14 protein-coding genes are annotated in these 18,422 nt (G+C 67.1%); 6 read left to right on the forward strand and 8 right to left on the reverse strand.

Annotated elements, in window-relative coordinates; translation table 11 throughout:
* Nucleotides 1-34: 34 nt before the first annotated feature.
* Both metW and metX read right to left on the reverse strand, forming a co-directional pair.
* On the reverse strand, nt 35-664 hold the full coding sequence (gene metW, locus ACN0T5_RS06950) for a methionine biosynthesis protein MetW (RefSeq protein WP_417767897.1): 630 nt from the start codon (nt 662-664) through the stop codon (nt 35-37).
* The gene (gene metX / locus ACN0T5_RS06955; protein ID WP_417767898.1) at nt 661-1,881 is read right to left on the reverse strand and encodes a homoserine O-acetyltransferase MetX; all 1,221 of its coding nucleotides are present in this window, start codon (nt 1,879-1,881) and stop codon (nt 661-663) included. Before metX ends, metW begins: the two co-directional genes overlap by 4 nt.
* Nucleotides 1,882-2,164: 283 nt before the next feature.
* Between metX and hisC the strand changes: the two genes are divergently transcribed.
* Together hisC and ACN0T5_RS06965 are read left to right on the forward strand one after the other, a co-directional pair.
* Entirely contained in the window at nt 2,165-3,271 is a 1,107-nt protein-coding gene (hisC, locus tag ACN0T5_RS06960; protein ID WP_417767899.1) for a histidinol-phosphate transaminase, read from the forward strand.
* Nucleotides 3,272-3,328: 57 nt separating this feature from the next.
* Entirely contained in the window at nt 3,329-4,297 is a 969-nt protein-coding gene (locus ACN0T5_RS06965; protein ID WP_417767900.1) for a prephenate/arogenate dehydrogenase family protein, read from the forward strand.
* Between the two features lie 9 nt (nt 4,298-4,306).
* Here ACN0T5_RS06965 and folK read toward each other — a convergent pair whose 3' ends face one another.
* The 4 genes from folK to ACN0T5_RS06985 form a co-directional block, all read right to left on the reverse strand.
* Nucleotides 4,307-4,810 carry a 2-amino-4-hydroxy-6-hydroxymethyldihydropteridine diphosphokinase gene (gene folK, locus ACN0T5_RS06970; RefSeq protein WP_417767901.1) on the reverse strand — a complete coding sequence of 168 codons (504 nt, stop codon included), beginning with the start codon at nt 4,808-4,810 and terminating at the stop codon, nt 4,307-4,309.
* Nucleotides 4,807-5,676 carry a dihydropteroate synthase gene (folP, locus tag ACN0T5_RS06975; protein ID WP_417767902.1) on the reverse strand — a complete coding sequence of 290 codons (870 nt, stop codon included), beginning with the start codon at nt 5,674-5,676 and terminating at the stop codon, nt 4,807-4,809. Before folP ends, folK begins: the two co-directional genes overlap by 4 nt.
* A gap of 134 nt (nt 5,677-5,810) precedes the next feature.
* Entirely contained in the window at nt 5,811-7,169 is a 1,359-nt protein-coding gene (locus ACN0T5_RS06980) for a Bcr/CflA family efflux MFS transporter (RefSeq protein WP_417767903.1), read from the reverse strand.
* Nucleotides 7,166-7,621, reverse strand: coding sequence for a MarR family winged helix-turn-helix transcriptional regulator (locus ACN0T5_RS06985; RefSeq protein WP_417767904.1), 456 nt, complete (start codon nt 7,619-7,621; stop codon nt 7,166-7,168). Before ACN0T5_RS06985 ends, ACN0T5_RS06980 begins: the two co-directional genes overlap by 4 nt.
* Nucleotides 7,622-7,788: 167 nt before the next feature.
* On the opposite strand from ACN0T5_RS06985, the gene typA reads away from it, so the two are divergent.
* The gene (gene typA, locus ACN0T5_RS06990; protein ID WP_417767905.1) at nt 7,789-9,612 is read left to right on the forward strand and encodes a translational GTPase TypA; all 1,824 of its coding nucleotides are present in this window, start codon (nt 7,789-7,791) and stop codon (nt 9,610-9,612) included.
* Nucleotides 9,613-9,677: 65 nt separating this feature from the next.
* On the opposite strand, the gene ACN0T5_RS06995 is transcribed toward typA, so the two are convergent.
* Together ACN0T5_RS06995 and ACN0T5_RS07000 are read right to left on the reverse strand one after the other, a co-directional pair.
* Entirely contained in the window at nt 9,678-11,099 is a 1,422-nt protein-coding gene (locus ACN0T5_RS06995; RefSeq protein ID WP_417767906.1) for an MFS transporter, read from the reverse strand.
* Nucleotides 11,096-15,892 carry an NAD-glutamate dehydrogenase gene (locus tag ACN0T5_RS07000; RefSeq protein ID WP_417767907.1) on the reverse strand — a complete coding sequence of 1,599 codons (4,797 nt, stop codon included), beginning with the start codon at nt 15,890-15,892 and terminating at the stop codon, nt 11,096-11,098. Before ACN0T5_RS07000 ends, ACN0T5_RS06995 begins: the two co-directional genes overlap by 4 nt.
* Before the next feature lie 235 nt (nt 15,893-16,127).
* Between ACN0T5_RS07000 and ACN0T5_RS07005 the strand changes: the two genes are divergently transcribed.
* From ACN0T5_RS07005 to leuD, 3 genes are all read left to right on the forward strand, one after another.
* Nucleotides 16,128-16,700, forward strand: coding sequence for a peroxidase-related enzyme (locus ACN0T5_RS07005; RefSeq protein WP_417767908.1), 573 nt, complete (start codon nt 16,128-16,130; stop codon nt 16,698-16,700).
* Between the two features lie 123 nt (nt 16,701-16,823).
* Nucleotides 16,824-17,774 carry an N-acetyl-gamma-glutamyl-phosphate reductase gene (argC, locus tag ACN0T5_RS07010; protein WP_417767909.1) on the forward strand — a complete coding sequence of 317 codons (951 nt, stop codon included), beginning with the start codon at nt 16,824-16,826 and terminating at the stop codon, nt 17,772-17,774.
* Between the two features lie 33 nt (nt 17,775-17,807).
* Complete coding sequence (gene leuD / locus ACN0T5_RS07015) at nt 17,808-18,413, forward strand: 3-isopropylmalate dehydratase small subunit (RefSeq protein WP_417767910.1); 606 nt, start codon at nt 17,808-17,810, stop codon at nt 18,411-18,413.
* Nucleotides 18,414-18,422 lie beyond the last annotated feature (9 nt).

Raw genomic sequence — 18,422 nt, forward strand, 5'->3', positions numbered from 1 at the left:
GAACCAACCGCCTCCGGCCCGGGAAGTCCGGGCCTCAGGAGCGTTTCAGCAGGAACAGTGCCTGTTCGCCGATCAGGTTCCAGACCCACCAGGGCGCGGTGAAGCCGACCGGCTCGCCGCGCGCGTTCAGGGCCATCGAGCGGACCATGCGGGCATCGACCTCGCCGCACATGGAGACGAAGTCGCGGATCGTGCAGAAGTGGATGTTCGGCGTGTCGTACCACGAGTAGGGCAGATAGTCGGTGACCGGCATGCTGCCCTTGAACATGAGCTGCAAGCGGTTGCGCCAGAAACCGAAATTCGGAAACGAGACGATCACGTTGGAGCCGATGCGCAGCAATTCCTGGAGCACCTGGCGCGGGGCGTGGGTTGCCTGCAGCGTCTGGCTGAGAATCACGAAATCGAAGGCATCGTCCGGATAGTCGGAAAGGTCGCGGTCGGCGTCGCCCTGGACCACCGACAGGCCCCTTGCGACGCAGGCATTGACGCCCGCCTGCGACAGTTCGATGCCGCGTCCGTCGACCTGTTTCTCGCGCACCAGAAGATCGAGCAACTCGCCGTCGCCGCAACCGATGTCAAGGACACGGGCCCGGGGCGTGACGAGGTCGGCAACGAGCCGGTGGTCGCCGCGTACGGTTCCGTGGGGAGCGGGCTGCAGGTTCATGCGAGGCCTCCCGCCGGCGGGGCGATGCCGCGTGCATGGGCGGCGCCGGTCAGGAAGCCGGTCACGGTGCGGAACATTTCCGGCTCGTCGAGCAGGAAGGCGTCATGGCCGCGATCGCTCTCCACCTCGACGAAGGAGACGTTGGCGGCGGCCGCGTTCAGGGCACGCACGACGGCCTTGCTTTCGGCCGTGGGGAACAGCCAGTCAGAGGTGAAGGACATCACGCAGAACCGGGTCGGCGAATGCAGGAAGGCGCGCGCGAGCGAGCCGCCGAAATCGGCGCCGAGGTCGAAATAGTCCATCGCCCGCGTGACATAGAGATAGGAGTTGGGATCGAAACGGTCGACGAAGGTCATGCCCTGGTGGCGCAGGTAGCTCTCGATCTGGAAATCCGCGTCGAAGCCGAAGGTGATGGCGTCGCGGTCCTGCAGGTTGCGCCCGAACTTGCGATGCAGCGCCGGGTCCGAGAGATAGGTGATGTGAGCCGCCATGCGCGCCACCGCAAGCCCCTTCGAGGGGCGCACGCCGCGTTCGAAATAGCGTCCGCCGCACCAGTTCGGGTCGGCCATGACAGCCTGCCGGCCGACCTCGTGGAAGGCGATGTTCTGCGAGGAATGGCGGGCGGCGGCGGCGATCGGCAGGGCCGAGAACACCCGGTCGGGATAGCTCACCGCCCATTGCAGCACCTGCATGCCGCCCATCGAGCCGCCAACGACGGCGAACAGCGTGTCGATGCCGAGATGGTCGAGCAGCACCGCCTGGGCGCGGACCATGTCGCGGATGGTGACCAGCGGCAGGTCGAGGCCCCAGCGACGGCCGGTCTGCGGGTTGGTGGAGGCCGGTCCGGTGGTGCCGAGACAACCGCCGAGCACATTGGCGCAGATGACGAAATAGCGGTCCGTGTCGACCGGCCTGCCGGGGCCGACAAGCATCGACCACCAGCCGGGCTTGCCGGTCAGCGGATTGGGGGAGGCGACATACTGGTCGCCGGTCAGGGCGTGACACACAAGCACGGCGTTGCTGCGCTCGGCATTGAGCGTGCCATAGGTCTCGTAGGCGATCTGCCAGGGATCGAGAAGGGTGCCGCAGTCGAGCTGCAGGGCCCTGTCGCCGCCAAACCGTTCGACCTTGCTGGACGGAGTGTCGGCCTCGTTCGCCGGCGCGGAAAGCGGCTCGCTCGTGCCTGCGCCAGGCTCGACGGTCGTCTTGTTCGTCATGATACGCCGGGTACCCTCCTGACCGCGCGGGCCCGTCCCGCCGTCGGCCGCGATCGCCGGCCGAGGGCCGGTACCGGGCTTCGGAGCCAACGAGAGGTAGGAGCCCGTCCGGGCGCCGTCAATGTTTTCTTTTGCCTTCCCATTCCGCTCTGCCTATGAGTAGGCGCGGGTGCGCGGCGCGTCCAACGACCGGGTTTCCGGGCTGCAGGCCCTGCTCGCCGACCCAGTAACAATACGTCTTTTCCGGGAACCGGAGAAGAAGGTGCAACCAGAGAGTTTTTCCATGCTCCAGCCTGCCGAGAGCCGTCCCACCCCCCGCCCTGGCGTCCTCGACATTGCCCCTTACGTGCCCGGTCGCACCAAGTCGACCGGCGGCGGCAAGCTGCACAAGCTGTCTTCCAACGAGACGCCGCTGGGGGCCAGCCCCCGCGCGATCGAGGCCTACGGCGCGTGCAGCGGGCAACTGGAGCTCTATCCCGACGGCGGCTCGACGGCCCTGCGCGAGGCGATCGCCGACGTCTACGGTCTCAACGCGGAGCGGATGATCTGCGGCAACGGCTCGGACGAGATCCTGGAGCTGGTGGCGCGGGCCTATATCGGGCCGGGCGACGAGGGTCTGTTCACCGAGCACGGCTTCCTCGTCTACAAGATCGCGGTGCTGGCCGCCGGCGGCACGCCGGTGATCGCGCCCGAGAGCGACCTGACGACCGATGTCGATGCGCTTCTGGAGCGCGTCACGCCGCGCACCAAGGTCGTGTTCCTGGCCAATCCGAACAACCCGACCGGCACATACATCTCCTTCGACGAGATCCGCCGGCTGCATGCGGGCCTGCCGCCGCATGTGCTGCTGGTGCTCGATGCGGCCTATGCCGAATATGTGCGCCGCAACGACTACGAGGCGGGCGTTGAACTGGCGGCGACGGCCGAGAACGTGCTGATGACGCGCACCTTCTCGAAGATCTACGGCCTTGCCGCGCTGCGGATCGGCTGGGGTTACGGGCCGGCGCATGTGATCGACGCGCTGAACCGGATCCGCGGACCGTTCAATGTCTCGGCCGCGGCCCAGGCCGCCGGCGTTGCCGCGGTACGCGACCGCGCCTTTATCGAGAGCGCGGTGGCGCATAACGAGACCTGGCTGCCGTGGGTGACGCGGGAGCTGGAAGCGCTCGGCCTGACGGTGACGCCGAGCGTCGGCAATTTCGTGCTGATGCATTTTCCGGAAATGCCCGGCAAGACGGCGGCCGATGCCGACCTCTATCTCAGCGACCGGGGTTGCGTGCTGCGTGCGGTGAATGCCTATGGCCTGCCGAATGCCCTGCGCATGTCGATCGGCTCGGAAGAAGCCAATCGCGAGGTCGTTGCCGTGCTGAAGGAATTCCTCGCGGCCTGATTGCCAGACCTGACGGGCGGCTCCGCATTCGGCCGCCCGCAACAGCAAGCCTGTTTCATGCCCGAACCGAAATTTCGTCGTCTCGCCCTGATCGGCATCGGCCTGATCGGCTCCTCCCTCGCCCATGTGGCGCGGCGCGAGGGGCTTGTCGGGGAGATCGCCATTTCCTCCCGCTCCGCGCAGACCCTGCAGCGGGCCGAGGAACTCGGTCTCGGCGACAGCTATCACCTCGACGCCGCCGATGCGGCGAGCGGCGCCGACCTCGTCATTCTCTGCGTTCCGGTGGGAGCCAGCGAGGCGGTGGCGAAATGGATCGCGCCGGTGCTGGCGCCGGGCGCCATCGTCACCGATGTGGGCTCGACCAAGGCCTCGGTGGTGCGCCAGATGGCGCCCCACCTGCCCGGGCATGTGCATTTCATCCCCGGACACCCGATCGCGGGCACGGAGGAGTCCGGTCCCGATGCCGGTTTCGCCGAACTGTTCCGCAACCGCTGGTGCATCCTGACGCCGCAACCGGATACCGATCCGGCAGCGCTTGCCCGGCTGACCGCCTTCTGGACCGCCTGCGGGTCCATGGTCGACACGATGGATGCCGAGCATCACGACCTGGTGCTGGCCATCGTCTCGCACCTGCCGCATATCATCGCCTACAACATCGTCGGTACGGCGGATGACCTGGAGGCGGTGACCAAATCCGAGGTGATCAAGTATTCCGCATCGGGTTTCCGCGACTTCACGCGCCTTGCGGCCTCCGATCCGACCATGTGGCGGGACGTGTGCCTGCACAACAAGGACGCGATCCTGGAGATGCTGGCGCGGTTTTCCGAGGATCTTGCCGCCCTGCAGCGGGCGGTGCGCTGGGGCGATGGCGAGGCGCTGTTCGAGCTCTTCACCCGCACCCGCGGCATTCGCCGCTCGATCGTCGAGGCGGGACAGGACACGGACAGTCCGAATTTCGGCCGCGACGCGGCAAAGTCCGGTCCGGTCGAACAAGCCATGCCCGGACAGGGGCTGTCCGAAGGCTGATCCGGCGCTTCAGATCTTGCGGACCTCGTCCTGCCCGGGGCAGTTGGCGAGCGCCTGGCTGGCCGTGCGCCCGTCGCCAAGAGGGGCGTCCGGCCAGATCTCGGCAAGCGGCACCAGCACGAAGGCACGTTCACTCATGCGCGGGTGCGGGATCGACAGCCCGTCCTGCTCGACCGCCTCCTGGCCGTAGACGAGCACGTCGATATCGATGATGCGCGGTCCCCAGCGAATGTCCCGGACGCGGCCCAGCTCCCGTTCGACCGCAAGACAGCGCTCGAGCAACGCCAGGGGCGACAGACGCGTCTCGATGACCACGCAGGCATTGCGATAGTCATCCTGCGGCACTGGCCCCCAGGGCGGGGTGCGGTAGTCGGACGAGCGGGCGACGACGACGATGCCGGGCGTCGCCGCGAGCGCGGCCAGCGCGGCGTCGAGATGGGCGCGGGTGTCGCCGATGTTGGAGCCGAGGCCGAGAGCGGCGCGGACCAGGTCCCCGTTCCGGGTTTCGCTCATTCGACATGCTCGCACAAGGTGGCATGGGCGATGCGCGCGGCATCGACATGCGGCTGGACATTGTGCACGCGGACCATTGCCGCTCCCTTCACAAATGCGATCGTGTGCAGGGCGAGCGAGCCGTACAGCCGGTCGTCCGTGTCGACGTCGAGAACGGCACCGATCAGCCGCTTGCGCGAGGCGCCGACGAGCAGCGGCAACCCGTGGCGGGCGAAATGGTCGAGCCGGTTGACGACCATGTAGTTCTGGTCGAGCGTCTTGCCGAAGCCGATACCCGGATCGAGCATCTGCCGCTCGGGGGGAATGCCGGCGCGTGCGGCAAGTTCCATCGAGCGTTCGAAGAAGCGATCCATGTCGGCGAGAATGTCGATATCCGGATCGGCGCCCTTGCGGTTGTGCATCATGATCACGGCGGCGCCGGCGGCGGCCACCGTGTCGGCCATCGCCGGGTCCTTCTGCAGGCCCCAGACATCATTGACGATGACGGCACCGGCCGCGCAGGCCCGCGCGGCAATCCCGGCCTTGTAGGTGTCGATGGAAACGGGCGTGCCGAACGCGGCGAGTTCGCCGATCACCGGCTCGAGCCGCTGCCATTCCTCGTCAAGGTCTACCGGAACGGCGTCGGGGCGGGTGCTTTCGGCGCCGACATCGATGACGTCCGCGCCATGAGCGATCATCTTGCGGGCGCTGGCGAGCGCGTCTTCGCGGGCCATGAAGCGGCCGCCGTCGGAAAAGGAGTCCGGGGTGACGTTGAGAATGCCCATCACGCGCGGCCGGTCGAGGGGCACCGCGCCGCCATTCCAGGCAAGACGCGGCGGCCTTTCAGGCTTCCGCGACCTGGCGTCTTCTCTTCCGGATGATGTCATGCGCGTGTCCCGGCGCTGGAATCCGGCTCCCGCGGCTCGATCGGCCGGGGTTGCCCTCATGCCGGGTCTAGCGACGTTCCCGCGGCCGCGTCAAGGCAGAAAGACGGCCTTGCCTTCGTCTCAGGCGGTGGCTCTCACGCGGTGCCCGGGGCATCGGCCCGGCGGGCGTTGACCCGGCCGAGCCAGAGATAGGCCGCGACCCCGGAAAACAGCATCGCCGGCGGGACCAGGATGATGCCGGTGAGCGGATCGCCGATTGCAGCGATCACCAGGCTGCCGAGCAGGCCGGCCCCGAACTGCAGGAAGCCCATCATCGCCGAGGCGGCGCCGGCCATGCGCGGGAAACCCTGAAGGGCGGCGGTCGAGACGGCGGGCAGCGAGACGGCGAGGCTGAATGCAAAAATCCCCACAGGCAGCATGGTGCCGAGGAAGCTTGGCGGGAACAGGGAGAGCGCGCAGAGCATGGCAAGGCCGGCGACGACCATGCCGCCCATGCCGAACGGCAGCAGGCGCTCGGCATCCATGCGCCGCATCATCTGCCCGGTGACGATGGTGCCGGAGATGAAGGAGCCCGACTGGATCATCATGCCGAAGCCGAACTGGGTCGCCGTCAGGCCGACCCGGTCGATGAGCACGAAAGGCAGGACCGAGGCGAGCGTGTAGATGGTGCCGATGCCGAGGCCCACAAGCAGGCTCGGCTGCATGTAGCGCGGGTCCGAGAGCAGGGTGGCATAGTTCCTCAGGAGTGTGCGCGGCCGCAGGTTGGCACGGTCGATATAGGCATTCGTCTCCTTCAGGCCCGACGCGATGGCAATCAGGAGGACAAGCCCGTAGACCAGCATCGCCCAGAAGATCTCGCGCCAGCCGAACAGCTCCAGTGTGACGCCGCCGATGGTGGGCGCGACGGCCGGGCCGATGGCCAGCATCATGGCGATGGTGTTCATGATCCGCGCCGAGGTCTGGCCGGTGAACTGGTCGCGCACGATGGCACGCGAGACGGCGACGCCGACGGACGCGCCAATGCCCTGCAAGGTGCGCGCGACCAGCATCCATTCGATGGTGGGGGCATAGGTGGCGACGATGGTCGAGGCCAGATAGAGCACCAGGAAGACGATCGTCACCGGCCGGCGGCCGAATGCGTCGGTGAGCGGGCCGCAGACGAGCTGGGTCAGCGCGAAACCGGCGAAATAGGCCGTCAGCGTCAGCTTGACCAGCGACTGCGAGGTGCCGAAGACATCGGCCAGAACCGGCATGGCGGGCGTGTAGAGCGCCATGGTGATGGGGCCGATGGCGACCAGCGCGGCGCCAAGGGCGGAGGTGCGGAACTGGGTCATCGGCGGGGACGCTGCGGGCGGCGTGCCGCTGCCGGCGAGCGTCATGGGGGCTGCGGAGACCGGAGAGGACGTCATGTCGGGGGCGGGGCTCGGTGCGGATTGCGCCTGAAGCGCGGTTGGCTGGGCAGGGGACGTCGTGCCGGCGGACGTGTCGGTCATCGCTCGGCCTCCGCCAGCGCGCCCAGATTGGCGCGCATGCGTTCCAGGAGACTGTAGGCGGCCTCCATTTCCGCCCGGCTCATTCCCTTGAGCGCAGCGCGGCGGATGGCGATCGCCTCGTCGTGGATGCGCTCGAGAACGGGCTCGGCGGTCGGCGACAGGGCCACCAGCTTGGCGCGACGGTCGCTCGGATCCGGGCGCCGCTCGATCAGGCCGGCGGTCTCGAGCCGGTCGAGAAAGCCGCACAGCGTCATCGGCTCGACGCCGAGGCGTTCGGCGAGCGCGCCCTGGCGCTGGTCGGGATAATGTTCGATGAAGGCGAGTGCGCGGGCCTCGGCGGCGGTCAGTCCGGTGTCGGCGGCGGCCAGCGCACGCTCGAAGCGGCGGCGCAGCAAACGCGCGATATCGCCGACCAGAAAGCCGAGCGGCCTTGTGGGGAGATCGGTATCCATAAGTGTTCCATATAATATGGCTTCCTTATTAACTGCGCGTGCCCCGTCCGAATGTCAAGGCTGACCTGCGTTTGCTGCGTTGCAAGAATCGGGTCCGAGGTTTATAGAGGGCGCGAAAATACGCGGGTCCGAGGGGCCCGCGTTCTCATTTCCGGAGCACCGTACACATGGACCTGCGTAATATCGCCATTATTGCCCACGTCGATCATGGCAAGACGACGCTGATCGACGTGCTCCTGAAGCAGTCAGGCTCCTTCCGCGACAACCAGCGCACGGAAGAGCGGATGATGGATTCCAACGACCTGGAGCGCGAGCGTGGCATCACCATTCTCGCCAAGGTCACCTCGCTGAACCACGGCGACACGCGGATCAACATCGTCGACACGCCGGGCCACGCCGATTTCGGCGGCGAGGTGGAGCGTATCCTGCACATGGTCGACGGCGTCGTGCTGCTGGTTGACGCGGCCGAAGGGCCGATGCCGCAGACCAAGTTCGTGCTCGGCAAGGCGCTGAAGCTCGGCCTGCGACCGATCGTGGCGATCAACAAGATCGACAAGCCGGACCAGCGCGCCGAGGAAGTTCTCGACGAGGTGTTCGACCTGTTCGCCGCGCTCGACGCCAACGAGGAACAGCTCGACTTCCCGGTTCTCTACGGTTCGGCGAAACAGGGCTGGATGGCCTCCGATCCGTCGGGCCCGCAGGATTCCATGGATCCGCTGTTCGAGCTGGTGCGTGCCCATGTGCGTGCGCCTGAGGCGGAGCCGGGCGCGTTCCGCATGCTGGCGACGACCGTGCAGGCCAATCCGTTCCTCGGCCGCATCCTCACCGGGCGCATCGTTTCGGGCGAGGCGGTGCCGAACATGGCGGTCAAGGCCCTGTCGCGCGACGGCAAGGTCGTCGAGACCGGCCGCATCTCCAAGGTGCTCGCATTCCGCGGGCTCGAGCGCCAGCCGATCGACAAGGCCGTGGCGGGTGACATCATCTCCGTCGCGGGCCTCTCCGAGGCGACCGTTTCCGACACGATCTGCGCTCCGGAAGTGCCCGATGCGCTTCCCGCCCAGCCGATCGATCCGCCGACGCTGTCGATGACCTTCCGCGTCAATGACGGGCCGCTTGCCGGAACGGAAGGCGACAAGGTGCAGTCGCGCGTCATTCGCAAGCGGCTGATGGACGAGGCCGAGGGCAATGTCGCGCTGAAGATCGAGGACAGCGCCGAGGCCGATGCCTTCATCGTGGCGGGTCGCGGCGAGCTGCAGCTCGCCATCCTGATCGAGAACATGCGCCGCGAGGGTTTCGAGCTTTGCGTCGGGCGTCCGCGCGTCGTCTTCCAGACGGGCGAGAACGGCGAGCGGCTGGAGCCGATCGAGGAAGTGATCATCGACGTCGACGAGGAGCATTCCGGCATCGTCGTGCAGAAGCTCTCCGAGCGGAAGGCCGACCTTCTGGAAATGCGTCCGTCCGGCGCGGGCCGCACCCGGCTCGTCTTCCATGCGCCGACGCGCGGGCTCATCGGCTACCAGTCGGAGCTTCTGTCGGACACACGCGGCACGGCGATCTTCAACCGCCTGTTCCATGCCTATGCGCCCTACAAGGGCGAGATCCCCGGCCGCCACACGGGCGTGCTGATCTCCAATGGCGACGGCGAGGCGGCCGCTTATGCGCTGTTCAACCTGGAAGACCGGGGACCGATGCTGATCGATCCGGGCGTCAAGGTCTATCGGGGCATGCTGATCGGCGAGCACATGCGCGGCAACGACCTCGAGGTCAACGTCCTGAAGGGCAAGCAGCTCACCAACGTGCGCGCGTCCGGCAAGGACGAGGCCGTGCGCCTGACGACGCCGATCCGGCTGTCGCTGGAGGCCGCGCTCTCCTACATCAACGACGACGAGCTCGTCGAGGTGACGCCGAAGAACATTCGCCTGCGCAAGGCGCTGCTCGATCCGAATGACCGCAAGCGGGCCGAGCGCGCCTCGACCAAGCAGAGCGCCTGACACATTCGGCGCCTGGCCGGTCATCACATTCGAACGGGCGGGGGAAACCCCGCCCGTTTTGCGTTTCAGAGGGGCTTTCGAGTGTCCTCGATGCGGGACAGAAGCAGCAGGCCGGCGGCGAAGAAGACAAGGATCACCGCCATGCCTGCCGCCTGGCTGGCGGTGGCGGCGGTGACGAGGCCGACGGTCAGCGGCGCGAGGAAGCTCGTCACCTTTCCAGAGAGGGCGAAAAGGCCGAAATACTGGGTCAGGCCGGCTTGCGGCGACAGATGCACCAGCAGCGTGCGGGAGGCCGCCTGAAGCGGGCCGGCGGCGGCTCCGAGAAACCCGCCGAGAACCAGGAAGACCTGCTCGGGCAGGGTCGAGAACAGGCCGGCGCCGGGCGCGGGCGCTGCCGTGTCGATGACAAAGAGCACCGTGTCGCGATCGACGGACACGAGGCCGAGGCCGCAGGCGATCAGCACCACGAGAGCGCCGGAGATGACACGCCTGGACCCGAGCCGGTCGTCGAGCCGGCCGCCGATGACGGCGCCGAGCGTGCCGGTGACGGTGAGCAGGATGCCGAAGGTGCCGATCTCGATCGACGACCAGCCGAGCACGCCGCCGGCATAGATGCCGCCAAAGGCGAAAAGCGCCACAAGGCCGTCCTTGTAGACCATGTTGGCGATCAGGAAGGTCATCACCTGCCGGTTCGCCCGCGCCTGGCGAAGGGTGGCGGCAAGATCGTGCAGGCCTTGCCGCACCGCGCCGGAAAGCGGAACGGCCCGGCGCGGAACGTCCGGAACGAACAGGAACAGCGGCAGCACGAAGATCAGATACCAGAGTGCCGAGAAAGGCCCGGACGCCCGGTCGCCGGCGCGTGTCGCGGGATCGAGACCGAGGACGGGCTCAAGACCCAGAAGGGTGAGACCGGTTGCCGGATTGGCCGCCATCAGGCCGAGCGCGATGACCAGCGAGAGGAGCCCGCCGGCATAGCCGAGCGCCCAGCCGTTGCCGGACAGCCGGCCAAGGCGCGCGCGCGGCACCAGATCGGGCATCATCGCGTTGGTGAAGACAGTGGCGAACTCGACGCCGAGCGTGGCGAGGGCGAAGCCGCAGAGCGCGATGGCAATGCTCCAGGGCTCGCCGGGCACGGCCAGCCACAGGGCGAGCGAGCCGACGACCAGCGGCAGCGAGAAACCGGCGATCCACGGCTTGCGCGCGCCCGTCCGGTCGGCGATCGCGCCCAGAACGGGAGCCATGAGGGCGATGGCAAGGCCGGCGGCGGCCGTCGCATAGCCCCACAGCGCCTGCCCCCGGGCTGGCGTATCTGCCAGCGCGGAGGCGAAATAGGGGGCGAAGACGAATGTCGTCACCAGCGTGAAGAAGGGCTGCGCCGCCCAATCGAAGAACAGCCAGCTTGCGACCGCACGGCCCCCGACCGGCGCCGGTTGCCCGGCGCCGGTATCCTGCCCGCTCCGCCTTGCGGCGGCTGCCAGGTCGTTCATCGCGCGAGTTCGGCGAGCAGACCTGCCGCGACCGAGAATTTCGACACGGACAGGTCACCCTCGATGATCTCGCCGGCGGCGCGCGCCGTGCGGCCGACCCGCGCCTCGTTGGCCGCCAGCCAGGCGTCGAAGCCGCCCGCGGTAAGCGCCTCGGCGGTAACGTCGCGATGGGCGCCGGCCAGCGTCGCCCTGGCGCGATCGAGCGCCAGACCGTCGTAATAATCGGAGATGCGCAGGCCGCGGGCCTTGGCGTCCATCGCGCCAAGCCGGAAATGGCCGGCGACCTTGAAGAACACCTCCGCCACCTCGGCAAGGTCGCGGTCCGTCTCTTCGGCGATCAGGACGATGTCGGGCAGTTCGGCTTCCACCGGCAGCCGGGCGATGCGCGCGGCCAGCGGTTCGGGCACATTTGCCTCGCAAAGACGGGTGGCCTCGGCCTCGATCTCCGCCTTGAGCGTGGGCTGGACGAGGCCGGGCAGTATGGGGGCAAGCGCGTCGATGCCCGCGCCGAAGCGCGCGATAACGGCCTCCAGACCGGTCTCGAAGGTGACGTTGCGCAGGAACCAGACGGTCTGTTCGAGCACCAGGTCCTGGACCGCGCGATAGAGGTCGAGCTGCAACTGGCCGTCAACGGACGTGTCGAGTGCGTCGATCTCGCTGTTGAGGGCGGTCAGTCCGTAGGCATCGCGCACGGCCGCGAAAGCCTGTGCGACCTGGGCCGGATCGGCGCCCGTCTGGTCGGCGATGCGTGTCAGGAAGGTCGGGCCGCCGCGGTTGATCATCGAGTTGGCGAGCATCGTCGAGATGATTTCACGCCGCAGCCGGTGCCCCTCGACCTCCCCTGAATAGCTTTCCTGCATCTGCCTGGGGAAGTAGCGGAACAGCTCCCGCGCCAGATAGCTGTCGTCGGGCACGGTGCTGTCGAGCAGCCTGTCGAACAGCGTGATCTTGGCATAGGCAAGCAGCACGCCGATCTCGGCACGGGTGAGGCCCGTATCCGCCGCCGCCAGTTCGTCGAGCGCCGCCTCGTCGGGAAGCTGTTCGACGCTCCGGTCGAGCAGGCCTTCCTGCTCGAGCTGGCGCATCATGCGGCGCTGGTAACCGAAATCCTCCATGCCGCGGGCTTCGGTCAGGCTGATCGCCAGCGTCTGCAGGTAGTTGTTGCGCAGCACGAGGGCGGCGACTTCCTCGGTCATCTCGGCCAGCAGGATGTTGCGGTCGGCGAGCGACAGCCGGTTGCCGCGCACGGCCGCGCCGAGCGCGATCTTGATGTTGACCTCCATGTCGGAGGAATTGACGCCGGCCGAGTTGTCGATGGCGTCCGAATTGCTGCGCCCGCCGCGCCGGTTGAAGGCGATGCGTGCGAGTTGCGTCATGCCCAGATTGGCGCCTTCGCCGATCACCTTGGCGCCGACTTCGGCGGCGGTGATGCGGATCGCGTCATTGGCGCGGTCGCCGACATCGGCGTCGCTTTCCGAGGCGGCGCGGATATAGGTTCCGATGCCGCCGAACCACAGCAGGTCGACCTGTGCCCTGAGGATGGCGTTCATGACCTCCTGGGGGGTTGCCTTCGCCTTGGGCAGGTTGAGCAGGGCCTGTATCTGGGGGCTCAGCGGGATCGACTTGGACTGGCGCGAGAAGACGCCGCCGCCTTCCGAGATCAGCGCGGTGTTGTAGTCGTTCCAGGACGAGCGGCCGAGGTCGAAGACGCGCTTGCGCTCCTCCCAGGTCGTCTCCGGGTCCGGATCGGGGTCGATGAAGATGTCGCGATGGTCGAACGCGGCAACGAGGCGGATCGCCTTCGACAGCAGCATGCCGTTGCCGAAGACGTCGCCGGACATGTCGCCGACGCCGGCGACCGTGAACGGTTCGTTCTGGATGTCGCGGTTCATCTCGCGGAAGTGACGCTTCACGGCCTCCCAGCCGCCGCGCGCGGTGATGCCCATCTTCTTGTGGTCGTAGCCGGCCGAGCCGCCGGAGGCGAAGGCATCGCCGAGCCAGAAGTTGCGGCTTTCGGAAATGCCGTTGGCGGTGTCGGAGAAGGTTGCCGTGCCCTTGTCGGCGGCGACGACCAGGTACGGGTCGTCATCGTCGTGTCGCACGACCCTCTCGGGCGGCCAGACATCGTCGCCGGACAGGTTGTCGGTGACGTCGAGCAGCGAGGAGATGAAGATCTTGTAGGCCTTGGTGCCTTCGGCGAAGATCTCGTCCCGGCTGCCGCCGGCCGGCAGGTTCTTGGGCACGAAGCCGCCCTTGGCACCGACAGGCACGATGACGGCGTTCTTCACCTGCTGGGCCTTGACCAGGCCCAGCACCTCGGTGCGGAAGTCCTGGGCGCGGTCCGACCAGCGCAGTCCGCCGCGCGCGACCTTGCCGAAGCGCAGGTGGACGCCCTCGACCCGCGGGCTGTAGACGAAGATCTCGCGGAACGGACGCGGCAGGGGCAGATCCTCCACGCGGTGCGGGTCAAGCTTGAAGGCGAAGGTCTGCTTGGGCAGGCCGTGGGCGTCGAGCTGGAAGAAATTGGTCCTCAGCATCGCCGCGATGATGTTGCCGAAGCGGCGCAGGATGCGGTCGTCGTCGAGGCTGTCGACATGGTCGAGCGAGTCGGAAATCTCCTGCTCGACGCGTGCCGCGCCAAGCGAGCGGTCGGACCCTTCCAGCGAAGGATCGAAGCGCAGGTGGAAGAGTTCGACGAGCCTGGCGGCGATGTCGCTGTAGCGGTTGAGTGTCCGCCACATGTAGTCCTCGGAAAAGCGGATGCCGGCCTGGCGCAGGTAGCGCGACAGGGCCCGGAGCATGGCGATGTCCCGCCAGGCAAGGCCCGCATTGAGCACCAGGGCATTGTAGCCGTCGGATTCGGCCCGGCCGCGCCAGATGGCCAGGAACAGGCTTTCCAGCCGGTTCCTCAGGTCGTCCGTCAGGTCGATGTCGTTGGCGCCGGCCGGTTCCAGCGACAGTTCGTGCAGATAGGCGAGCGGCCGGTCGGCCGGAGTGATCCGGTAGGTGCGCTCGTTGATCACCCGGAAGCCCATGTTCTCGAGGATCGGCACGCGTGCGGAGAGCGGGATCGGCACCAGGTGGTGGTAGACCTTGAGAACGACGCGGTTGGGCGCGTCCTGCTGGCGTCTGGAGAAGGTGAGCGCGGTGTCGGCGCTGTCGTCGAGCTTCTCGACGATGCGAATGTCCTCCAGCGCGGTCTCGCCCCCATAGACCTCGCGATAGCCGGCCTGGAACGCATCCCCGTAGCGGGTCGCCTGTTCCAGCGCCTTGTTGCCGCCATAGGCGGCGCGCAGCGCCTCGCGCAGGCCGTCGGCCCAGGTGCGCACGATGCCGGAGACGGCCTGTTCCATGTCTTCCTGCGCCGGATCGGGCGTCTCGCCCTGGTCGCGGCCAACGATGAAATGGACGCGGGCGAGCGGGCCTTCCGGATAGGACACGTACCAGGCCGAGAGGCGGCCGTCATAGACCTTGGCCAGATAGGCGCCGATGCGGAGGCGCACCTCCGTCGTGTAGCGATCGCGCGGCACGTAGCAGAGGATCGACACGAACCGGTCGAAGCGGTCGCGGCGGGCGAGCACGCGGATGCGCGGGCGCTCGTCAAGCTGCAGGATCGCGGTGGAGAAATGGTACAGGAGATCGGGATCGATCTGGAACAGTTCGTCGCGCGGGTAGCTTTCCAGCACGTTGGTCAGCGCCCGGCCGGAATGGCTCTCGGGATCGTAACCGGCGCGGGCCAGAACGCTGTCGACCTTGCGCCGCAGGAACGGGATGCTGCGTGTCGAGAGGGTGTAGGCCGTCGCGGTCAGGAGGCCGACAACGCGCAGTTCGCCGGCCAGTTCGCCATTGTCGTCGAACAGCTTGATGCCGACATAATCCATGTGCACGCGGCGGTGGACACGGCTCTTGACGTTCGCCTTGGAGACGATCAGCGGCTCCGGCTTCATCAGGAATTCGCGGATCTCCGGCGTGATCACGACGAATTCCGAGCCACGCCGCAACACGCGCACCTCCGGATCGGCGAGCAGGCCGAGGCCGGTGCCCTTGCGGTGCGACAGTTCGCCCTTGGCGACGCCACCCTCGAAATAATACTCGCGCATGCCGAGCAGGATGAAGTTGTCGGCGGCGATCCACTCCAGGAACTGGATCGCCTCGCCGAGTTCGTCGACGGAAACCGGCGGAGGGGTGTTCTTGTAGGTGCCGATGGCGGCGGCGAGACGGTCGCGCATCGGCTCCCAGTCGCGCACGGCCGAGCCGACATCCTTCATCACCAGTTCGAGACGTTCGGCCAGCTGCTCGCGCTCGAGGCTGGTGTCGATCCGCGCCACGTGGATGTGGATGAGACTTTCGCGGCGGATGCCGGCCTCGCGGGCCTTGCTGGTGCCATGGAAGGCGACGAGCTTGCCGGCGTCGTCGCGCTCGACGGCGAGGATCGGATGCAGCACCAGGCGCGCCTCGAAGCCGCTCGCCTGCAGCTCGCCCATCACCGAATCGACCAGGAAGGGCATGTTGTCGTTGACGATCTCGACGACCGTCACGTCGTCGGCGCGGCTGCCCTCGCCCGTCGGTTGCGGATTGTAGATGTGGACCCGGTGCGTGCCGAGCGGGTGGGTTGCCATCTCCGACCAGGCGGTTCGTGCGATCGCGACAAGATCCGCCTCCGTGTAGCTGACGAGATCTTCCGCCGCGCCGCGCGCGAACAGGTCGCGCGCGAAGGCGCCGATATCGGGCTCGAGCCCCGCGACCACCGTTTCGATCAGTCGGGCTTTTGCGTGCTCACGTGCTTCGGGCATTGGTCCCCCATCATCCGGGTCTGTCGATCAGCGATCGTTCTCAAGCGCAATCCGCCCGGTTCCGTTGTTTCCGCCGCGCTTTTTCCGCGAACCGTCTCGCGGTCGCCGTCGGTAACACGGCATGCTAGAGCGAGATGGCAACGGATGGAATCCTTTCCGAGGCGGGATACACGGTATTCGGGTTGGTCCGTGCGGGAGTGATGCGCGCTGGCAACCCTTAAGGGAGGAGCATGACATGAGCGATACGAAACGGCCGATCGCACTCGACATCGCGGACGAGACGCCGCTTGGCGATGCGACGCTTGCCTATTTCGACAAGTGCCGGGAAAAACTCGGCATGGTGCCGAACGTTCTGGCCGCCTACGCCTTCAACGAGGCGAAGCTTTCCGCCTTCACGCAGATGTACAACGACCTGATGCTCGCGGACAGCGGGCTTTCCAAGCTCGAGCGCGAGATGATCGCTGTGGCGGTGTCGGCGGTGAACCGTTGCTATTACTGCCTGACCGCGCATGGCGCGGCCGTGCGCCAGATTTCCGGCGATCCCGAACTCGGCGAGTTGATGGTGATGAACTACCGCGTCGCCGACCTGTCGGACCGCCACCGGGCGATGCTGGATTTCTCGGTCAAGCTGACGGAAATGCCGCAGGAGATCGTCGAGGCCGATCGCCAGGGCCTGCGCGATGCCGGCTTCACGGACCGCGATATCTGGGACATCGCCTCCGTCGCGGCCTTCTTCAACATGTCGAACCGGGTGGCGGCGGCAACCGACATGCGCCCCAATCCCGAGTATCACGCGATGGCGCGTTGAGCGGGGTGCGGGCCGGGGCCCGCCGCCGGCCCGCAGGGGCATGACAAGGGCCCCTTGCGTGGTGTAGAAAGCCCCCCTTGCCGGGGAATTTCCCGGTTGCCATCCCTATCTGGAGTTGGAGCCATGGTCGCGAAAGTGTTCATCGACGGCGAAGCCGGCACGACGGGTCTGCAGATCCGCGAGCGCCTCGCCCGTCGCCGCGACATCGAACTCCTGTCGATCGCGCCCGAGCGGCGCAAGGACCTTGGTGCGCGGGCCGAGCTGCTCAACAGCGCCGATGTCGCGATCCTGTGCCTCCCGGACGACGCGGCGCGCGAAAGCGTGGCGCTGATCGAGAACGACACGACGCGGGTGATCGACGCCTCCACCGCGCATCGTGTCGCCGAGGGCTGGGACTACGGCTTTGCCGAGATGACGAGTGCGCAGGGTGCGGCGATCGCCGCCTCGAAGCGCGTCGCCAATCCCGGCTGCTATCCGCAAGGGGTGATCGCCTGCCTGCGCCCGCTCATCGATGCCGGGCTGTTGCCGGCGGATTATCCGGTGACCGTGAACGCCATTTCCGGCTATTCCGGCGGCGGCCGGCAGATGATGGAATCCTACGAGGCGGCGGGCGCGCAAAAACCGCCCTTCCTGCCCTATGCGCTGAGCCTCAACCACAAGCACCTGCCGGAGATGACCCGCTATGCCGGCCTTGCCTCGACACCGGTCTTCGTGCCGGCGGTCGGCAATTTCGCGCAAGGCATGGTGACGGCGGTGCCGCTTCGGCTGGAGGGGCTTGCCCGGGTTCCGACCGGCGCCGAGATCCATGCGGTTCTCGATGCGCATTTCCGCGCGCTTTCGGGGTCCTTCGTCGATGTGGCGCCGCTGTCGGATGCCGACAAGGCGCCGGATCTCGATCCGGAGACCTTCAACGGCAGCAACCACATGCGCCTGCATGTCTTTGCCAGCGACGCGCGGGCCCAGGCCGTGCTGATGGCCGTCTACGACAATCTCGGCAAGGGCGCGTCCGGCGCCGCCGTGCAGAATCTCAACCTGATGATCGGCGTCGACGCTGCCACCAGCCTCGCCGCCTGATCACGCCCGTTTTCGCAGGAGACCGAAGAGACCATGGAAAAATTCGACAAGCTGACGGGTGTCGCCGCGCCGCTGCCGATCATCAACATCGACACGGACATGATCATCCCCAAGCAGTTCCTGAAGACGATCAAGCGCACCGGCCTCGGCACGGCCCTGTTCCACGAGATGCGCACCAATGACGACGGGTCGGAGAATCCGGATTTCGTGCTCAACCAGCCGGCCTACAAGGGCGCCAGCATTCTCGTGGCCGGCGACAATTTCGGTTGTGGCTCGAGCCGCGAACATGCGCCCTGGGCGCTGCTCGACTTCGGCGTCCGCTGCGTGATCTCGACCAGCTTCGCCGACATTTTCTACAATAACTGCTTCAAGAACGGCATCCTGCCGATCGTCGTGTCCGAGGACGATCTGGAGAAGCTGATGGACGACGCGCGGCGCGGCGCCAATGCGACGCTGACGGTCGATCTCGAGACGCAGGAGATCAAGGGCCCCGACGGCGGCACGATCACCTTCGACATCGATCCGTTCCGCAAGCACTGTCTGCTGAACGGTCTCGACGACATCGGCCTGACCATGGAAAAGGCGCCGTCGATCGACCGTTTCGAGAAGGTCACGGCGGAAAGCCGCCCCTGGTCGTAATACCCTCGG

The sequence above is a fragment of the Stappia sp. genome (assembly GCF_048261845.1).
Classification (GTDB): Bacteria; Pseudomonadota; Alphaproteobacteria; order Rhizobiales; family Stappiaceae; genus Stappia.